General features: G+C 28.9%; 13 protein-coding genes and 1 pseudogene. 4 read left to right on the top strand and 10 right to left on the bottom strand.

Going from position 1 to position 17,213, the window contains the following annotated elements:
- Positions 1 to 67: 67 nt before the first annotated feature.
- Positions 68 to 826, bottom strand: a complete 759-nt coding sequence (locus YN1551_RS11330; RefSeq protein WP_012717875.1) for a hypothetical protein — start codon at positions 824 to 826, stop codon at positions 68 to 70.
- A gap of 513 nt (positions 827 to 1,339) precedes the next feature.
- Complete coding sequence (locus YN1551_RS11325) at positions 1,340 to 2,464, bottom strand: LamG-like jellyroll fold domain-containing protein (protein WP_012717874.1); 1,125 nt, start codon at positions 2,462 to 2,464, stop codon at positions 1,340 to 1,342.
- Between the two features lie 221 nt (positions 2,465 to 2,685).
- Between YN1551_RS11325 and YN1551_RS16705 the strand changes: the two are divergent.
- Both YN1551_RS16705 and YN1551_RS11320 read left to right on the top strand, forming a co-directional pair.
- Positions 2,686 to 2,799: pseudogene (locus tag YN1551_RS16705) on the top strand (IS5/IS1182 family transposase); the annotation flags it as partial.
- 141 nt (positions 2,800 to 2,940) lie between these two features.
- Entirely contained in the window at positions 2,941 to 3,993 is a 1,053-nt protein-coding gene (locus YN1551_RS11320; protein WP_012717873.1) for a hypothetical protein, read from the top strand.
- Between the two features lie 191 nt (positions 3,994 to 4,184).
- On the opposite strand, the gene YN1551_RS11315 is transcribed toward YN1551_RS11320, so the two are convergent.
- Entirely contained in the window at positions 4,185 to 5,108 is a 924-nt protein-coding gene (locus YN1551_RS11315) for a glycosyltransferase family 2 protein (RefSeq protein ID WP_012717872.1), read from the bottom strand.
- A 1,219-nt stretch (positions 5,109 to 6,327) separates the two neighbouring features.
- Here YN1551_RS11315 and YN1551_RS11310 point away from each other — a divergent pair.
- Together YN1551_RS11310 and YN1551_RS11305 are read left to right on the top strand one after the other, a co-directional pair.
- Entirely contained in the window at positions 6,328 to 7,326 is a 999-nt protein-coding gene (locus tag YN1551_RS11310; RefSeq protein WP_012717871.1) for a glycosyltransferase family 4 protein, read from the top strand.
- Positions 7,327 to 7,639: 313 nt separating this feature from the next.
- Positions 7,640 to 7,936 carry a winged helix-turn-helix domain-containing protein gene (locus YN1551_RS11305; protein ID WP_012717870.1) on the top strand — a complete coding sequence of 99 codons (297 nt, stop codon included), beginning with the start codon at positions 7,640 to 7,642 and terminating at the stop codon, positions 7,934 to 7,936.
- 90 nt (positions 7,937 to 8,026) lie between these two features.
- Here YN1551_RS11305 and YN1551_RS11300 read toward each other — a convergent pair whose 3' ends face one another.
- The 7 genes from YN1551_RS11300 to YN1551_RS11265 form a co-directional block, all read right to left on the bottom strand.
- Positions 8,027 to 8,779, bottom strand: a complete 753-nt coding sequence (locus YN1551_RS11300) for a sugar phosphate nucleotidyltransferase (protein ID WP_012710743.1) — start codon at positions 8,777 to 8,779, stop codon at positions 8,027 to 8,029.
- Positions 8,779 to 9,993, bottom strand: coding sequence for a UDP-glucose dehydrogenase family protein (locus tag YN1551_RS11295; protein WP_012717869.1), 1,215 nt, complete (start codon positions 9,991 to 9,993; stop codon positions 8,779 to 8,781). The genes YN1551_RS11300 and YN1551_RS11295 overlap by 1 nt, the downstream gene beginning before the upstream one ends.
- Positions 9,990 to 10,913, bottom strand: a complete 924-nt coding sequence (locus YN1551_RS11290) for an NAD-dependent epimerase/dehydratase family protein (RefSeq protein ID WP_012713422.1) — start codon at positions 10,911 to 10,913, stop codon at positions 9,990 to 9,992. The genes YN1551_RS11295 and YN1551_RS11290 overlap by 4 nt, the downstream gene beginning before the upstream one ends.
- 289 nt (positions 10,914 to 11,202) lie before the next feature.
- Positions 11,203 to 12,051: a glycosyltransferase family 2 protein gene (locus YN1551_RS11285; protein WP_012717868.1), complete on the bottom strand. Its 849-nt coding sequence runs from the start codon at positions 12,049 to 12,051 to the stop codon at positions 11,203 to 11,205.
- Positions 12,052 to 12,361: 310 nt separating this feature from the next.
- Positions 12,362 to 14,101: a hypothetical protein gene (locus tag YN1551_RS11280; protein WP_012717867.1), complete on the bottom strand. Its 1,740-nt coding sequence runs from the start codon at positions 14,099 to 14,101 to the stop codon at positions 12,362 to 12,364.
- 441 nt (positions 14,102 to 14,542) lie between these two features.
- Entirely contained in the window at positions 14,543 to 15,196 is a 654-nt protein-coding gene (locus YN1551_RS11270; RefSeq protein ID WP_012717865.1) for a hypothetical protein, read from the bottom strand.
- On the bottom strand, positions 15,186 to 16,979 hold the full coding sequence (locus YN1551_RS11265) for a hypothetical protein (RefSeq protein WP_012717864.1): 1,794 nt from the start codon (positions 16,977 to 16,979) through the stop codon (positions 15,186 to 15,188). The genes YN1551_RS11270 and YN1551_RS11265 overlap by 11 nt, the downstream gene beginning before the upstream one ends.
- Positions 16,980 to 17,213: the final 234 nt, after the last annotated feature.

Below are 17,213 nucleotides of genomic sequence, written 5' to 3'. Positions count from 1 at the left end.
TTAGTTATAAATCTTTGTATAATTCTGAAGTAGCCCACAAAGCACTTAACGACTCCTAACCTCCTAACTAGCTTTGATAGCCATATAGGTTTAGAGCTGCGCTAAATGTTACGCCTTGAGGTGGTAATGTGCCAGAACTTCCTAGCAATATTAAGAAGTAAATGTTTGCACCAGCACCCTCAGATCCTATAGTAATTGATGTAGTTCCTATCTTGCTTGCAATATTACTTGGTAAACCATAAGCTGCTAATACCCAAAATTGCTGGCCATTAATATTAACCTTACCAGGACTAACTACTTGAATTTGGATCTCGTTATTAGGGAAGTTTGCTAATTTTTGTATTAGGTTATTGCTTGGATTTGCTAATACTAGTATTGTTATTGGCAAGTTGTTTGCTTGAACATCTTCTAAGCTTGCGAACAGTGCTGCTTGTGCATTGCTGTTACCAGGATAATTGAATTGTACTTCAGCTATTGCAAACAAATAGGCTGCTGAATACATCACTGTCGGAGTGGAATCACCTGGATCTATTTCTGCAGCATAATCTGCAGTACCTGGTGCTATCGGAGGTAATGTTATAGTAAGGCCTCCATTTCCAGAGAATGTAGTAAATTCTATTGGATCTATCTGTAATAAGGCATTTTCAGCGTTTATTTGAACTACTGATCCAGTAGTTTGATTGCTTACTACGAAACCTACTACAAATGCTTGATAGACTAATAGAGTCGCTAGTGCTGTAGCTATTGAGATTGCAGCTATGAGTTTTGTATTCACGCTCTCACTAATTTTACGTAAGTTTCTAGTATTTTTAAATCTAGTGTACATTTGAAAATTTTAACATATTGTTTTTCTTCGAATTCATTAGAAGACTAGGTCTAACTATCATATTTCATTATAAAAATTTAACGATATTAAGCAATTTATAGATATATATATAATTGTTACTTTGTGGATTGTTTTAATTTTTATCAAAACTAACGTGAAACTTACTTTCAAATAAACGCTTAATTTTTGAATTTAAGAAAATTTAATGAGCTTAATATCTAAGAAAATTGAGATATTCAACAAAGTATAATCTAGCATACTAATTTATATATTATCTCTATAACTAACATTAAAAAATACATATTGAAATAAAGGATAGTATTAGTTCTTCAAATTTCCATATATTGCTAATTATTGCTCGAAAATTTTTACTTTTTATCTAGAAAGTATAGTTTAAATTTACCTAAAAAATATTTTGTACGTTAATTAGGTATTTTATACTTTGTAGAATATCTTAAGAAAATTCAAAGCAGTCTTATCAGAAGATATAAAAATTGGATTTTTAACAAATTGCTACATAGGACCATTATAAAATAGGGCACCTATTCTCTGAAAACCTTTACCGGTTATAAGATCACCTAAATACATTACATATCTATAAAGGGCCCATAAAATAATTGATTGATCTACTGGATCTTGGATTGGCGATGAAGCTAATTGTGATATTTGTGACTCTGATAATACTGAATTATATAATTGTATATTCTCTACATATGAAAACCAGGAAGGTAAATTAAGTCCACTTTGTTGTGACTGAATTGGAAAATTATTAATCCATATGTAAGCAGGACTTTTATATTCTATTTGAATTTCAGCTGAGTTAACCATTTTTCCATTAATATATAACTCTGTATATCCGTTATTCCATGTTATACCTATGTGAAAAGGCGTAGATTGAGGAGCAATGCTGGAAACTTTCCCTGAACTTCCGCTAAAAATTATAGAGTTTTGAGTGCTTTGCAGAGTCCATACTATTCCCCTTTCGAGAGAGCCATACGACAAGATATATCCTCCATAAGGGTTTTGTTCTCCATATACCCATACTGAGATAGTAAATGAACTAGGCTCACCAATAGTTTGTTCTCCATTACTTAATAGGAGACTTTCATATGTATTGGTAAAGAGTACATAGGGGTTCAGAGAAAATATGTTTCTTTTAGCTAACATATTGTTTATTATGCCTATATTTTTATACCATAATACTCTTATCTTTCTTAGTCGTAAGGATAAGACAAATGGGAGACTATTGGGATTAACGTAGATAGTTGCGTTTCCTTCAATTTCTACATCACTTGAAATAGAAGGTGGTGAGTTGACTGGATAGAAATTACCAAAAATAGTTATTTTTCCATATCCATAATTCGATTCTACATACTCTAATGCTTCATATATACCGCAAGTTCCTGTTCCATCACTACATTTTCCATTAAATAATATTTTTCCGTTATTGTCAATTGCTTTGTAACCTATCTCAGGATTGCCGTAGACTATGGCAAAATACTCATATAAAAAAGCTTTCTTATTAGTTATTTGCACTAGATTACTTTTAGGTTTGTTTTCTAAGAAGTTTACTAATCCAGCAATTGTGCCTCCTGCTATAGTTAAGCCTATAAAATCCCTTCTTTTAAGTTTTACCATTATCTATCCCTTACTTGATTAAGCTTAAAAATATATCTACTATTTTAGCCTCAATTATAATGGTTATATATTAGTCGAATAACCATTTTAATATGAAAGTAGCAATTATTATGGGATTTTTTCGTTAAGTATTGCCTTAAAAATCAAGGTAAAAACTTAATAACTGTTGTATTTAAAACTAGTGTATTTCGAAAGATACAAGAAAAATGAACCACATACAAGTTAGGGCTACAAGTTTTTTAGGGCAAGTGGTTGAGGCCAAGTTCTGGGCTTACGCATGGATGGTTCACTTGGCTAATTCTTTAGTCGGTAGAGCTCCGGGTATTAGGGTGTGAGCTTGCGAATAACGTTGAAATAAATATTAATTACTGAAAATTCTCCTTATGTTGTATTATACTTATGAAATAAATTGAAAAAATCAACAAACAAAATCTAGGATAATACTTATTATCTTGTTAAAAGATATGTAATCGCAAATGTGTACTATTCATTTAGAACTCGACGAGTTATATTACTCAAATGATCCTAGGAACGTATTACGTTTTTATGAAATGTTTGATTCAGCAGAAGAGTTAATAGACTGGATGAAAAGAAGACCTAAGGCTGATGTTAATATTTATGAAGTGGAAGGTGATACTGATATAGTAATTGTAATTCCTACCGCAAATGTTAATAGTGATTATGCTAAAATGGATTTGAACATATATAAAGGATTTCAAATAATTTTCTGTGAGAGTTCTGGAAGATATTTTAATTATGCTCATAGCATTAATATATGTGTTAAGGAAGCAATGAAATATAATCCAGAATGGGTTATCTTTTCGAATGATGATGTATACAAGATTGATGAACCTTATATTTTGCGAAATGAACTAAAAAAACTAGATTATAAGGTCGTATCTGCAATTCTTCCTTCTGATAGAAATTATCAGTTTCATTATAATGAACTTAGAATTTTGAAACCAACATTTATAAAAGGTTATAGGAGTTTTTTCCTCGGTTCTTTATCATTGCTATATGGTGAGATATTTAGAAAGTCAACTAAGAATATTGATATATCTTTGATATTACTTTTAGCTAGGGCTCAAATTTACTATAATAAATTGCTAAGAAGATTTAACTTGCCTTACGTTGATTTAAGAGTAGTTGATAAGAAATTAACATATAAAATAAGACAAATAATTGAAAATTTATTCAATGAATACATAAATACGTTTATTATTAAAAAATTTGGTGATTTTGGAGGATTTAGCAGAACTTTTTTGAACAAGAATAATAGCGTAATTTTTGATGAAACTTTTATAAATGGGGTTGAAAATTATGATCTCTCTTTTAAACTTATGATAGAAAAGGTACCGGTAAAAGTAATAAGATATAGAAAAGGCTCCTATAAGGGCAGAAGTCTTGGAGTAGGTATAAATAATATGGGAATATCTAGAAATTTCAGAAATTTTGCTAATTATGTATATTTTGCATATAAGCATTATAACGAATTATTATATAATAATAGTATAAAATGTAGTTATTAACATGTGTAGTATCTAAAATGTTAAAATGTATAACTAATTAACTTTATGGATAACAAGATCAAGATGATACCACTTATCGCCCTTGAAACATAATTGAAATAAATTTTTCTTGTTTGATGTTTTACAAGAGCACAAAATGTTATAACTGGGTATGAGCTAATGTTCCACTCTAACTTAATAGTAGAATTATATTATTGTACTCTACTATTATTATGTAAAATATGATATTCTATTCGTTTTAATATAGTTGCTGTTCCCGCAGTTAAAAATCCTTGAACTCCAACTAATGTTAGTGCTGTTCCCATAAGTGCATATCCACTATGGAAAATACCGTGGAGTAAATAGTCTATGAATGTGTATCCTAAAGTTATTAATCCTGGAAATAAGAATATGCTTGCAATTATAGAAAAGAATAAGATTGGGTTATAATCTTTTGCCATCTTTATAAGATAAGATATTATTTTCATACCGTCTTTAAAGCTAGATAGTTTTCTTTTCCCTCTTCTCTTCTCATATCTTATATCCACATATGTTACTTTCCCTCTCTGTATCATCTGAGACACTATTTCGATTTCTATTTCAAACCCTTTAGAATTCAGATTAAGTGTTTTAGCTAAATTAGTATGAAGAACATACATACCAGAAAGAACATCCCCTACATCAACTGAGAATATCAAGGCAAATAACTTATTAATTAGCGCATTTCCAAATCTATGTAATAATGGAATATTTTCTTTAGATCTCTTACCTATTACTTCAACGTATTTTGGAACGTGTAGAATCAGCTTATCTAACTCTTTAGGAGGATAAGTTGCATCTGCATCTAAAAATGCTACATATGGTGTGTCGACGTAATCAAGAGCCGTTTTTACTGCACCTGCTTTTCCAGACCAATGTTGATAAATTACTCTAGCTCCCCTTTCTCTAGCTATTTTTACAGTAGTATCAGTTGAGTATCCGTCTATCACTAAAATATTTTTATACCCATTAGCTTTCAGATCATCTAAAACTTTCCCTATTCCTTCCTCCTCATTTAAAGTACATAAAACAACGGTAACTAAATCTTTAGATATATTTGTCTCTATATTCTCATTACTAGATCCTTCTTTCGACATCAGATATAAATATAAGCCTTAACATTTAAGCATTTTGTGTAAAAAGAAATAGATTTTATGTATCAAAAACGTCAAATTATATAGTTAAATTTTTCAAAAGTCACTTAAGGCTTATATAGATTTCAATAACATTATAGTATTTACTTTATTACTTCTATATAGAGAAATATTAAATAAAATTAAGATGCAACTAGCTTTCAGATATATATTTATTTTTAAGATAAACATTCATCTAATAGTAGTTATAGGATCTTATGTTAGGTATCGCCTTAAAATTGAGTGTGAAGTTCCTCGATGGGCTTTACGCTCAGTATTCTCAACGGCCTACACCCCAGTCGGATCTGACTAAAATGTTTTATGTAAGAAAGTGTTATCATTCAGTTACAAATTGTTAAATGAGGAGTCCTCTAAATGGAGTATAGTCTAGCTAAGATTCTCGGAGTACCTTTTACGTTAAAGACAGAATTTATACCTAAATGAGAGCACTATCTACACACTCTAGTATAGAGCTGAAATCTATACTAAGTAATGGAAAATTTATAGATAATGTAGAAGATTAGTGATGATTATAAAGGATATACTAGAATGAAAATTTATATATAATATTTAATCATACTAATATATGCTAAATTATAGTAATACATATCTAATTGACAGAAATGTTAAAAACTTTTAAAAGGTTGTAATAAATATGTTCACACCTTAACATTAGATATAACTATCTTAAATCAATATAAGAGCTTTTAGATATATCATAGTTTATATTAGAGGTTAGACTAAATCATGATAGTCAGAGGTGTTAATATGAGTTTTTACGCAGTATTATTAGTTTCTTAGTAACTGTTTCCCGTAAATAACATATTATAAGCGATCTCACATTAGCTCTTTTTAACTTAATGTTAGTAAATCTGATAGGCTTCTAGCTTTCTGCTGGTAGGATTCTGCAACAGAAAAAAGCTAGAATTTTACGAAAATATTAACTTTTCAGACAATACATTCGTTAGAAGTTGCACTATTAAACCCAGACGCTAAATACTAATAGTGCTTTAACGATAGTTAATAATTTCTATCTAGTTATACGTCATATTATAAAAAAGAATTAGTTCATTAAGAACTTATAACAGAGTTATCATATCAAATCGATTTAATATAATATATATTCTTGTTCTTGATAAAAAATGAAACATAAGTTATTTATACCTTAAGTCATATATAATTCATGAAAATGAAAATCGGCTTTGTAATGATGGAGAGCATTTATCCTCAAAGAGGTGGTATTCATGAACAAGTATATTTATTGTTAAGAGAATTACATAGACGTGGTTATGACGCAGAAATAGTGGCATATTCAAAAAGAAATGTAGATCAGAAAGGAAGAAGGCTTCTATGGTTAAGACAAAACTCTCCAGCTTTTATTTCCAAAATATCTAAACACGATATAGTAATTTCTGAAACTGCTTGGCCTATCATACCATCATTAATATCTAGTAAAATCTTTCATAAAAAATGCATTTTACATTTGCATTCTATTGAATCTAAGCAAGATGTCGGTTTAAGTTTATTAGGAAAAAGCATAATAACTTTCTTTGAAAAATTATCAGTTTTCTGTGATATTATACTGGTTCCCTCGAAGATAGAACAAAAACTATTGAAAAGTAGTAAAGTAAAAATATTGCCTAATATTATTGATATAGAAGCTTTCAATTTATATAAACCTATAGAACTAAAAAGGCCTGCAGTAGTATTTGTAGGAGGCATGGGATATCCACCTAATAGAGAGGCAGCTGAGTTTATAGTTAGGATTTCTGAAAAACTGAAGAATATGGGGAAATATGTAAATTTTTATTTAGTTGGGCCATCACCACCTAAGGTTAGCCCACCAGTTTACACTACAGAATATGTAGAATCCACTATTCCATTTATATTATCAGCTGATATTTGTATAGCCCCTCTAAAACGAGGGGGAGGAGTAAAGCTTAAAGTTTTGGAATATATGGCAGCTGGAAAGCCAATAATAGCCACAAAAAAGGCCGTAGAAGGTATAGATAATATAAAATATATTAATGCTGAGACAGAAGACGAATTTATAAATGGAATAGTAGAAATCTTGAGCGGTAAAATAGACTTAAATTTTACTGAAAATAAAGATATAATATTAAAAAATCATACCTCATTTGTCGCTGGAGATATTCTTGAGAAAATAATTAAAGATATGTAAAGATTATTAATGTAGATTTTTTAAATTTTATGTAAAAAAAGAAAAACATGAAATCTAGCTTTTCCCCATATAGTCTCTTTCATATTAACTGCAACGCTACTACTCAATTAAACTATTGATAAGATTCTTACTAGACCTTCTCGATTAGACTGCGTTCCCAATTCAATAAAAACTATTAAATGGAAAATTTCCCTTCTATTAAATCTTTATGAAGTTTATTAGATAAATAAAAAATTTAATCACTCAAAAAATTTAAGATAATCTTCTAAATTTCGAGAAAATTTTTTAACAATGAATATTGATAGTACAGATAATGATTGAGAATAGAAGAAGGACTAAGACTGAAATAATTTACAGCATTTTAAGAGGTTGTAGTGAAGGAAGTAAGAAGACTAGATTAATGTATCTTGCTAAGTTGAACTATTCAGTTTTTATGAAATATATTTATAATATGAAAGAAATGAATTTAATGGAATTTAATGAGGGAAAATGTGTTTTGACAGATAAGGGGAAAAGAGTACTAGAATTGTTGGATAAATACATGGAGATGTATAGCAAGCTTAATGAAGTTAGAATGAAATTGGAAGAGCTAATGCAGACTGAATCTTAAAATATTATTTTATACCATTAAATAGAATTTAAATGAAGTTAGATATAAAGTTTTTATTATAATTTAGGATAATATAAACTAAATTACTTGTTATCCAATAATTTTCTTTATAGATGCAATATAATTCTCTATACTACCCAGATCATAAACATCATTTACTCTTTTTGCAATAAATTCCACACCTTTTTTCAGCAATATTTTTATCCCTTCAGTAAGTTGTAATTCTCCGTTACACTTAACTTCTCTTAAGGCGTGAAATATATCATATGTAAACATATAGTAAGGAACTATTATAAAACGGGATTTAGGATTCTTAGGTTTTTCCTCGACATCTATAACTCTATCTCCCTCTAATATTACTACACCATATGGTCTAGGATCTTCTACTTCAGTAACTAGAAAAGAGTTAGGTATTAAATCTGGAATCTCTCTTAATAGAGTGTCTGCTGCTACTACAATGAATTTATCATTAATAAAAGGTTCTACTCTCAGTACCGCATCTCCAAATCCTTTTGGTTCAGGCTGATTTACAAATGCTATATTGCTTTTCTCTATTTTAGAGTAAAATGTTAATAACTCCCTTGCCTGCTTTTCTTTACCTACTTTTTCAAGGTAAGAGACAAAATCGTAATCTGGTGTAAAATGATCTTCAATTACCCTCTTACCCCTACCAACAACTATAACGAAATCCCTTATACCCTTATTATAAAGTTGCTCAAAGATTATTTGTATAATTGGCTTAAATCCATTGTTAAAGGGAATTGGAAACATCTCCTTAGGAATTTCTTTAGAAGCGGGTAACATTCGAGTGCCTAATCCAGCTGCAGTTATTACTGCATGCATTAACTAACACCTATTGCCTTAAATTTACCTTTCTCTAACTTTTTATAGTTTAGGATTCTCCTTCCATCTACTACATATTTTCCTTTTAATCTATCCTCTAATCCTCTGAATTCATCCCATTCAGTAGCAATTATTATCCCATCAGCTTTATTTATACACTCATCAAGTGAGACCATCTCTAAATCAGCTTTAGCTTTTGGATCGTATACTATAACCTTACCTCCTTTTTCTCTAATCAATTTAGCTATTTTTAGACCTACACTTTCTCTAGTATCATCAGTATTTGGCTTGAATGCTATTCCTAATATACAAATACTCTTGTTCTCTAATTTTCCAATTAAATCTTCCATCATTTTGACTGCTCTAAAGGGCCTTTCATTATTAACCTCGATTGCAGCTTCTACGATATGTAGTCTCTCTCCTAAATCTTTAGCAAAAGAGGTAATAGCTAATGTATCCTTAGGGAAACATGATCCGCCGAAACCTAGTCCTGCGTTTAAAAAATATGGTGATATGCGCTTATCCATGCCGATTGCCTTTGCTATATTATTTATATCACAATTTGGGATTTTTTCACATAGGTTAGCAATCTCATTTATAAATGAAATCTTTACAGCGAGAAAAGAATTTGCTGCGTATTTTATTAACTCAGCCTCTTCCATTGAAGTTTTTATTATCGGCGAATTAGTAAATGACCATAAATCTTCTATTAACTTAATCGCTTTTTCATCATCTCCACCTATAACTATCCTTTCAGGATGTTTAGTATCAGTAATAGCACTCCCTTCCCTTAAAAATTCTGGATTCACTATTACTTCTCTCTTAGTTATTTCCTTAACCTTTCTTGAAGTTCCTGGAACCACTGTACTTTTTATTACTATTACGGATTCTTTATTCAAGATTTTTTGTAAATTTTCTCCTGCTGAGTAAATATAATGTAGAAAAATTTTTCCATTTATTGTTGGTGTAGAAACTGCTATAAAAACTATATTAGCATCAGATAGATCAGAATAGTTTGTAGTAAATTGTATTTTTTTCTTATTTTTCATTATTAACTCATCTAAACCGGGTTCATAAATTGGTATTCTATTACAATTTAATCCATTTACCTTTTTCTCGTCTATATCGACACCTATTACGTAATGTCCTTGATCAGCTAAAACTGCACCAGTTACTAATCCTACATAGCCTAAGCCTACTATACCTATTATCATTCAATTACACCCCTAAACCAATCTATTGTTTTCCTTAACCCTTCTTCTAAGGATACTTTAGGCTCCCAATTTAGCAACTTTTTAGCTTTTGTTATATCTGCAGCCCTTCTTGAAGGATCATCTGGTCTTGGTGGAAGGAATTTTATATTAGATTTACTATTAGTTAGATTTATTATCATTCTAGCTAACTCTATTATCTTAACCTCTTTATCTGAGCCAATATTTAACACTATGCCCTTTATTCCCTTGCTAAATAAAAGCTTTTTCGTAGCTTCAACCCAATCTGTAACGTATAAGAATGCCCTAGTTTGTTTACCATCTCCAAAGACTGTAATGTCTTCTCCTCTTAATGCTTGATATATAAAACGTGATATTACTCTTCCATAGTTTCCATCTTCTCTCAATCTAGGCCCATAAACGTTAAATGGTCTCTGTATTCTAACGTCTAATCCATATTCCCTATAATATGCCATTGTTAATGCTTCCGAGAATCTTTTTCCTTCATCATAACAACTTCTAACTCCAATAGGGTTTACTTTTCCCCAATATTCTTCTGGTATTGGTAATACTTCTGCATTGCCGTAAATTTCTGAGGAAGAAGTATACATAAATATTGCATCACTCTTTCTAGCTATTTCTAATGCATTCCATGTCCCTATGGAGTTTGATAACAATGTTTCTATTGGATTGTTCATGTAATCTTCTGGTGATGGCCTTGCCGCTAAATGTAGGATGTAGTCAAATTTTTCATTTGTTTTAAAATTCTCTATTTTGTCTTTTATCAATTTCACATTTTTTGGTAGTTGTATATATTTTGTAGTTGATAAATCGTCTACTATTGTTATTTCATGTTCATTAGCCAAGTTTTCTATAAGATGAGAGCCTAGAAATCCAGCACCGCCACTTATAAGAAACTTCATTAAATATACATATGTTAAGTATAAGATAAACTTTGCTTTGAATTATTTAGATATAATAAAAATTTCCAGATAGAAAAAAATTTTGATAGATAATACTTTTTGCTAGCATTGAAGAAGAAAAACAAGTACATGATAGCATTTTTATTGGAGCAGATGATAATGGAATCTTACGCATTAATACGTCAACTTCTCGTTAATCTTTTAGATTCTATAAATATAAAAGGGAAAATTTAGCTTTCTAAAAATCATGGAAAGATTAGAATCAATGATGTGATTTATATATTATAGGCTACAATTTCTTTTTAAAATAATTCTCAAATTTAGATAATACTTCTAAAAATATAGGCTTATTTTTACATGTTAAAAGTTGATATCTAATTAAATTATAGTGAAACTGCAAATCCCAATCCATTTCGCTTTCAATTTTATCAGTGGGTATTTCTAAGTATTTAGTGCAATTGTATACTATTTTCTTTTCGTTCTTGAAGAATGATAGCACCATCCCTAACTGATAAAAAAACTTATTATAAATATTTTGTGGACGGATTGGTAACCCAACTATATATAAATCTCTATATTTTAGCATGTATTTTAGTATTTTTGATAGTATGCTATAATTATTTTTATGACTTCTAATATGTTCTCCAAATACCCAATCATAATCAATAAGATAAATATATTTACATGCCTCCGCTAGTCTAAACCATAAGTCCCAATCTTCTGCGAACTGCAGATCTCTCCATCCTCCTACATTCATTAGTAATTCTTTGGGAGATATTATTGGAAATGAACTTCTACCAATTTTTACTGCATATGAAGAATATCTTGAAAAATAATCTCTAAGAAATTTATCCAAATTGAGATAAACTTGATCGGCATCTAATGCCATTACGTATTTTCCATCGGCTTTCTTAAGAGCAAAATTTCTTGCAGAGCCTTTACTTCCTTTGTATCGAAAAACTTTAATGTGATTATTTTCATACTTCTTTAATATCTGAAAAGTATTATCGCTACTCCAATTATCTATTAAAATCATTTCATAGTTTATATCATTTAGCTGTTTAATCAAGTTATTTAATACCTTATCTATTACTGGAGCTTCATTTTTAGCTGTTATTGTAATACTTAAGAGTACCATAGTATAAAATTGCTACTATACTATATAAATGTATTTAATCTAATTATTATACATCACTACTAAGACTCTAACAATTGAAAGAACTTTACCTGATGAAGTTTTGGAGAGGATTAAAAGCGTTAGGAATAACAGAATTTTAACGAGTGAAGTTTGATGTCGAGAAGGACTGATGAAATTAAGGAAGTAGTAAGACCTAAAGAGTTTTTCTCAAAAAATACTAAAAAGTAAAATGAGTAAGCCGTTTTTAACTCTATAAACAACATCAATATTTGATTCATTGATTATGAGGCACATTATTTGTTAAAATCATTTATTTATTAACTCTACTTCTGTTAAATATAAGTAAAACTAACGCTAAGACGATTATTATAATTATAGTTATTACGAATGCTTCTATAGGTAATCCTGCAATTACTGGAGTATAGACTGAAGTTGTAATATCTATCGGCTTATAATAAATCGTAATGTTTGAAGGACCAAATATATAATATTGATTAGTAGTTGAATTGGATTCAAAATAGATACCTTCATATTCATATTGCAATGGTATTTGCACAATAGAACCGTAAGGTTCCCAGAGTTTCTCGTCTAATATAACTAAATGTGAATAATATCCCTCTATGTTAACTAAATATTCTTTAATATAATATACGTTAAAATATAGTGGCGAGAGTAGAGTAATATTTCTATAATTAATGTATAAGATTACTATTCTCTCGGTAGAGTTCACATAATAGACAGGATAGACGTAAAATTCTGTACTTTGGTTAAACCAGCCATTAGTTAATGTAGTGTTAGTTCCATTTATGGAAACGGGTAACGGTAGATTTGAAGTAACAAAATATTGTAAGATATAATTTAATTTCCCAAAATTTGGAGAATTAAAGACTTGTTGTATTACTATTGCTCTAGTTACGTTATTTATATAACGTATTTGAGAATATATTATCGCATAAGTACCATTATTAATCCATATATTTGTTCCATAGTATAATGTACCATTAGATAGACTTATTTGTAAAGGGAATGGAAATTGCAAATAGTATTGGATGTTTTCTCTATCATTTATTATAAGTGGAGACTCTATAGTAAACATCCCAGTAAGATTTCCATATATGGCTATTCTATAATCATTAATTAAAGGAAAATATGGGGGGATAAATATCTGTGTTCCTGCGTTGTACCAATTTGAAGTAAAATTAGTATAGTTTCCATTAATTTTAGCTATTACTGGGTCCTTAACGTTAACATAATATTGAAAAATTTGAGTATCATTTATAATTATCGGCTTATTGATATATACTACGCCAGTAAGATTTCCAGTAGTAAATATTCTGGTATCTCTAGTTAGATTAATATATTTTGGAATAGCTAGTTGAGTATCATTAGGTAACCATTGGGAGCTCATTATTTCTAAACTGCCATTCATATAGGCATACGTAGGTTTAGAAAAGTTAACCAAATATTCTACAAGATATGTAACATTGACTATCAAAGGCGAATTAACATTAAAAGAGGTTTTCTGTGTGCCGTTAACCAATACATGAGATATTATGTACCTTATTGAACCATTTTGATAGGTATCACCTAAAGGTATTGTAAGTAACTCACCAGAAGCATACCAACCGCTACTTATTGGAGAACCATGCCTAGCATTAACTATAACATAAAATTCTTTGTCATAAAGAGAAGAAATATGGGTATAAAATAGCTCAGTAGTGTTAACTATTACAGATGTGAAATTATTTTTACTATAAATTTTTAATATGCCTATAATTTCTGATGAAGAATTAAGGAAAGTGCCATTAAAGTTTATTCCTATAAGATGTAATCTTGATGTATTTGATTGATAATATAAATTGAAAAAGGTTATATTTACTATTCCTCTATACATTAGATAGTAATTGCCAGGGGGATAAGATACACCGTTTATCTCAAATGGAAATATACTTGACACTTCAAGCACGTAAAATTGGCTGCCTCCATTAAAAACCGGAATAAACAACAGTATAATTAGCCCAAGTAATATGCTCAGCAGTATCAATTTCATAGATAGACTTACTTACATTTATATATTTAAAGATTATTATTCTTTTGTGTGCTTTGTGGGTTACTTCAAATTTTATCAAAGCTGGCATTAAACTTTCTTTTAATATAACGTTTGATTTCAAATTTTAGGAAATTCAATGAGCTTAACATATAAGAAAATTGAAGAAGTTCCTATAAAGTACTTGTGTGGAATTTCTTCTATAGTGGTTTTCATTGAATTGGGAACGCAGTCTAATCGAGAAGGTCTAGTAAGAATCTTATCAATAGTTTAATTGAGTAGTAGCGTTGCAGTTAATATCAAAGAGACTATATTATTATTAGCGATAAAATTCTCTTTGTATTTGAACTACATAAAAAGTTTGAACACAAAGTAAGTCGTAGTTAAATAAGGACATGTTTTGTTTCCTCTGCTAATTTACCAAAAATTAATTAATGAATTTGTTTATAAATGTAAAGATTTAAGAGATTGTAAAAATTCCTTAAATTCTGACAATGGAGAGACTTGAGTATATATGACGATTCTTATCTTATTTGTGCCAGTTATTTCATGTAGATACTCAGAATTATTAAACAATTTATAATAGCTATTTAAAAAGAAATATGGAGTAGATATAATTATAATTTTTCCTGATCCATAGTGATAATAAGCTATAATGCTATTATTATCTACTTCTACTAATGGTATTCCTCCGATAATTGGATGTGCGTAAGGAAATATTAATGTATAATTACTTTCATTTACTATTATTATCTTGTTATTCATATAATAATCTAAATTATTCGTTAAAACTATTGGAGCTATAATAACGTCTGCATTTAACTTATGCAGAAAATTGTTTACATTACTATAATTTCCAGTTATAATAATTGTGTTTCCTTCAAGTAGATAGATTAAATAAGGATTAACGTTATTGATATTCTCCATTAATATTAAGATAGTAACGTTAGATGAAGTAATATTCTCAAAATTATTATAGAAATAAGATATACCCTGACTCCCTATATTAAAAGGGGAAAAAGGATAGGTGTCTGGGAAAATTATCGGAAGTAAAAGTAATATGCATATTGACAAAACTATTGATACCTTATTTTTCATTTTTTACACCTTGTATTGGAATCTCCTTTAATTTGAATTGTTTAAGCTTATTTGCTTTAGATCTTTTTCTAAGCAATATGACTATAAATAATGAAATCAAAGGTAATATAATGAACATCATAAAGTTATACACTGTAGTATGAACTTCGGCTACTTCTCTATAATAAGCATATTGAGGGTCAGATTCCACATATATTATTTGATTTCCATATATAACGCTAAGCTTAGGCTTTGCTTCAATAGAAAAATATCCATTATGCGAAATAGTTTCATATCTAGAGTTTCCAATGAAGACGAAAATTTTCACATTGTTTAGAGGTGTATTATTATAATATATCTTTCCGGTTATTTTTAATGGAAAAGGAATTATCCATTTATCTATAACATTAACGCTAAGATTTTCATAGTATAATTTAGGAGTAATAACTATATATTTAACAGCTGGAGATAAATAACTCTTAGGTAAGACAGTAAAATTTAAGAGATATGTAGTATTAGTTAGATTATAAGGTAGAGGGAATTTAATACTAAAGTTACCGCCAACTATATATGTTTTAGTATAGTTTAACAAAGAAATTACAAGCGTTCTATTATACCCAGTAACATATCCTACTATATTCATATCACCTCCTACATACGGATTGTATGGTATTGCCTTAACAAATAGTTTAGTAAACGTCACATTGGTATATACTACGAATGTTGTTATATTTGGTAAGAAAATATTATTTCCCGTAAATAATATAGTTATATAAATAGGATTACTGTAATTAGTTAAGCGAATTGGGAAAGAGAATCTACAATTAGTTAAATTAACAACCTTATAGGTATTAAGAAATTTTACAAATAAAGTACCATTTATCGAATAGTTAGAACGTGAAATAAGAAATCCAGTTATATTTACCGTCTTATTAAACGGAATTATTAACTTGGTAATCTTTATTTCTACTGGTATATGGGAGGTTTTGGGTAGTTTATAAATAAAACTCATTATGATATAATAATTATTAACAATGTTTTTAATTGCGGTATAATTTTTATTTAATATATGTAGAAATTGTCCAAAACTTAAACTATCTGAGTACTCACCTAAAATGCTTGCGTAATATGTGATATTATTTTTTATGATTGTAAGATTATCAAATGTTTCCAATAATTCAGAATAATATTGTATAGCTCCACTAGTATTTCCAGAATGTAATGATATGTATATATAATTAGAAAAATTTCTGATACTTAGTGACTGATTAATAAAGTTGCCTAATAAATTATATACCATGTTCGAATATATTTCCAAACTCCTCGATAAAATCGGATTAGGACGATATACATTATAGTAATAAGGGTTACCTAAGATTTTTATATAATCTTGGAATAAGGGAGATGTAGAGATTTTTGGATTAGTTACATAAGATGGTAAATATGATGTATTTCTATCTGTCGAAATATAAAAGGGAGATATAGCTAATAATAGAATAACTATCGTAATTAGTCCAAATGCTGAAACATTTATATCACTTAGTATATTCCTATAGGCGTTTATATAAAATGAAAAGAATATTGAGAGAAATAAGAGTGATAGAAGTATAAGTGTATTACTTAAATTGGTTCTCATTAATAACGATGTAATTAAAATTAATGATAATATAATCAAGTTAATAGCTGCCACAGATACTATATAGAATGACTTTAATAGGGAATTTCTTTTTAGTATAATATTGGATAGTATGCCTATTAAGAAACCTGCAACTATTATCCCAAGATATATTACTACATTATCCACAACTTATCTATTTATCTAGGCATATAAAATTTTTATCCCTTTTTCCTAGGTAGTTTTTAATTTTTCTCTGGATAAGTGCTTTATGGGAACTTCTTCAATTTTCTTATATGTTAAGCTCATTGAATTTCCTAAAATTTGAAATCAAACGTTATATTAAAAGAAAGTTTAATGCCAGCTTTGATAAAATTTGAAGTAACCCACAAACCATTGGATAAGATAGATTAGAGCTCCAAA

The organism is Sulfolobus islandicus Y.N.15.51 (assembly GCF_000022485.1).
GTDB classification, from domain to species: Archaea; Thermoproteota; Thermoprotei_A; order Sulfolobales; family Sulfolobaceae; genus Saccharolobus; species Saccharolobus islandicus.
This window is presented reverse-complemented; position numbering and strand designations above follow the sequence as displayed.

Bases quoted from the DNA above. Each gene is read 5' to 3' on its own strand.
- YN1551_RS11330 (WP_012717875.1), bottom strand. From the start codon at position 826: ATGTACACTAGATTTAAAAATACTAGAAACTTACGTAAAATTAGTGAG.
- YN1551_RS11270 (WP_012717865.1), bottom strand. From the start codon at position 15,196: ATGAAAAATAAGGTATCAATAGTTTTGTCAATATGCATATTACTTTTA.
- YN1551_RS11295 (WP_012717869.1), bottom strand. From the start codon at position 9,993: ATGATAATAGGTATAGTAGGCTTAGGCTATGTAGGATTAGTAACTGGT.
- YN1551_RS11310 (WP_012717871.1), top strand. From the start codon at position 6,328: ATGAAAATGAAAATCGGCTTTGTAATGATGGAGAGCATTTATCCTCAA.
- YN1551_RS11280 (WP_012717867.1), bottom strand. From the start codon at position 14,101: ATGAAATTGATACTGCTGAGCATATTACTTGGGCTAATTATACTGTTG.
- YN1551_RS11285 (WP_012717868.1), bottom strand. From the start codon at position 12,051: ATGGTACTCTTAAGTATTACAATAACAGCTAAAAATGAAGCTCCAGTA.
- YN1551_RS11315 (WP_012717872.1), bottom strand. From the start codon at position 5,108: ATGTCGAAAGAAGGATCTAGTAATGAGAATATAGAGACAAATATATCT.
- YN1551_RS11325 (WP_012717874.1), bottom strand. From the start codon at position 2,464: ATGGTAAAACTTAAAAGAAGGGATTTTATAGGCTTAACTATAGCAGGA.
- YN1551_RS11290 (WP_012713422.1), bottom strand. From the start codon at position 10,913: ATGAAGTTTCTTATAAGTGGCGGTGCTGGATTTCTAGGCTCTCATCTT.
- YN1551_RS11305 (WP_012717870.1), top strand. From the start codon at position 7,640: ATGATTGAGAATAGAAGAAGGACTAAGACTGAAATAATTTACAGCATT.
- YN1551_RS11300 (WP_012710743.1), bottom strand. From the start codon at position 8,779: ATGCATGCAGTAATAACTGCAGCTGGATTAGGCACTCGAATGTTACCC.
- YN1551_RS11320 (WP_012717873.1), top strand. From the start codon at position 2,941: ATGTGTACTATTCATTTAGAACTCGACGAGTTATATTACTCAAATGAT.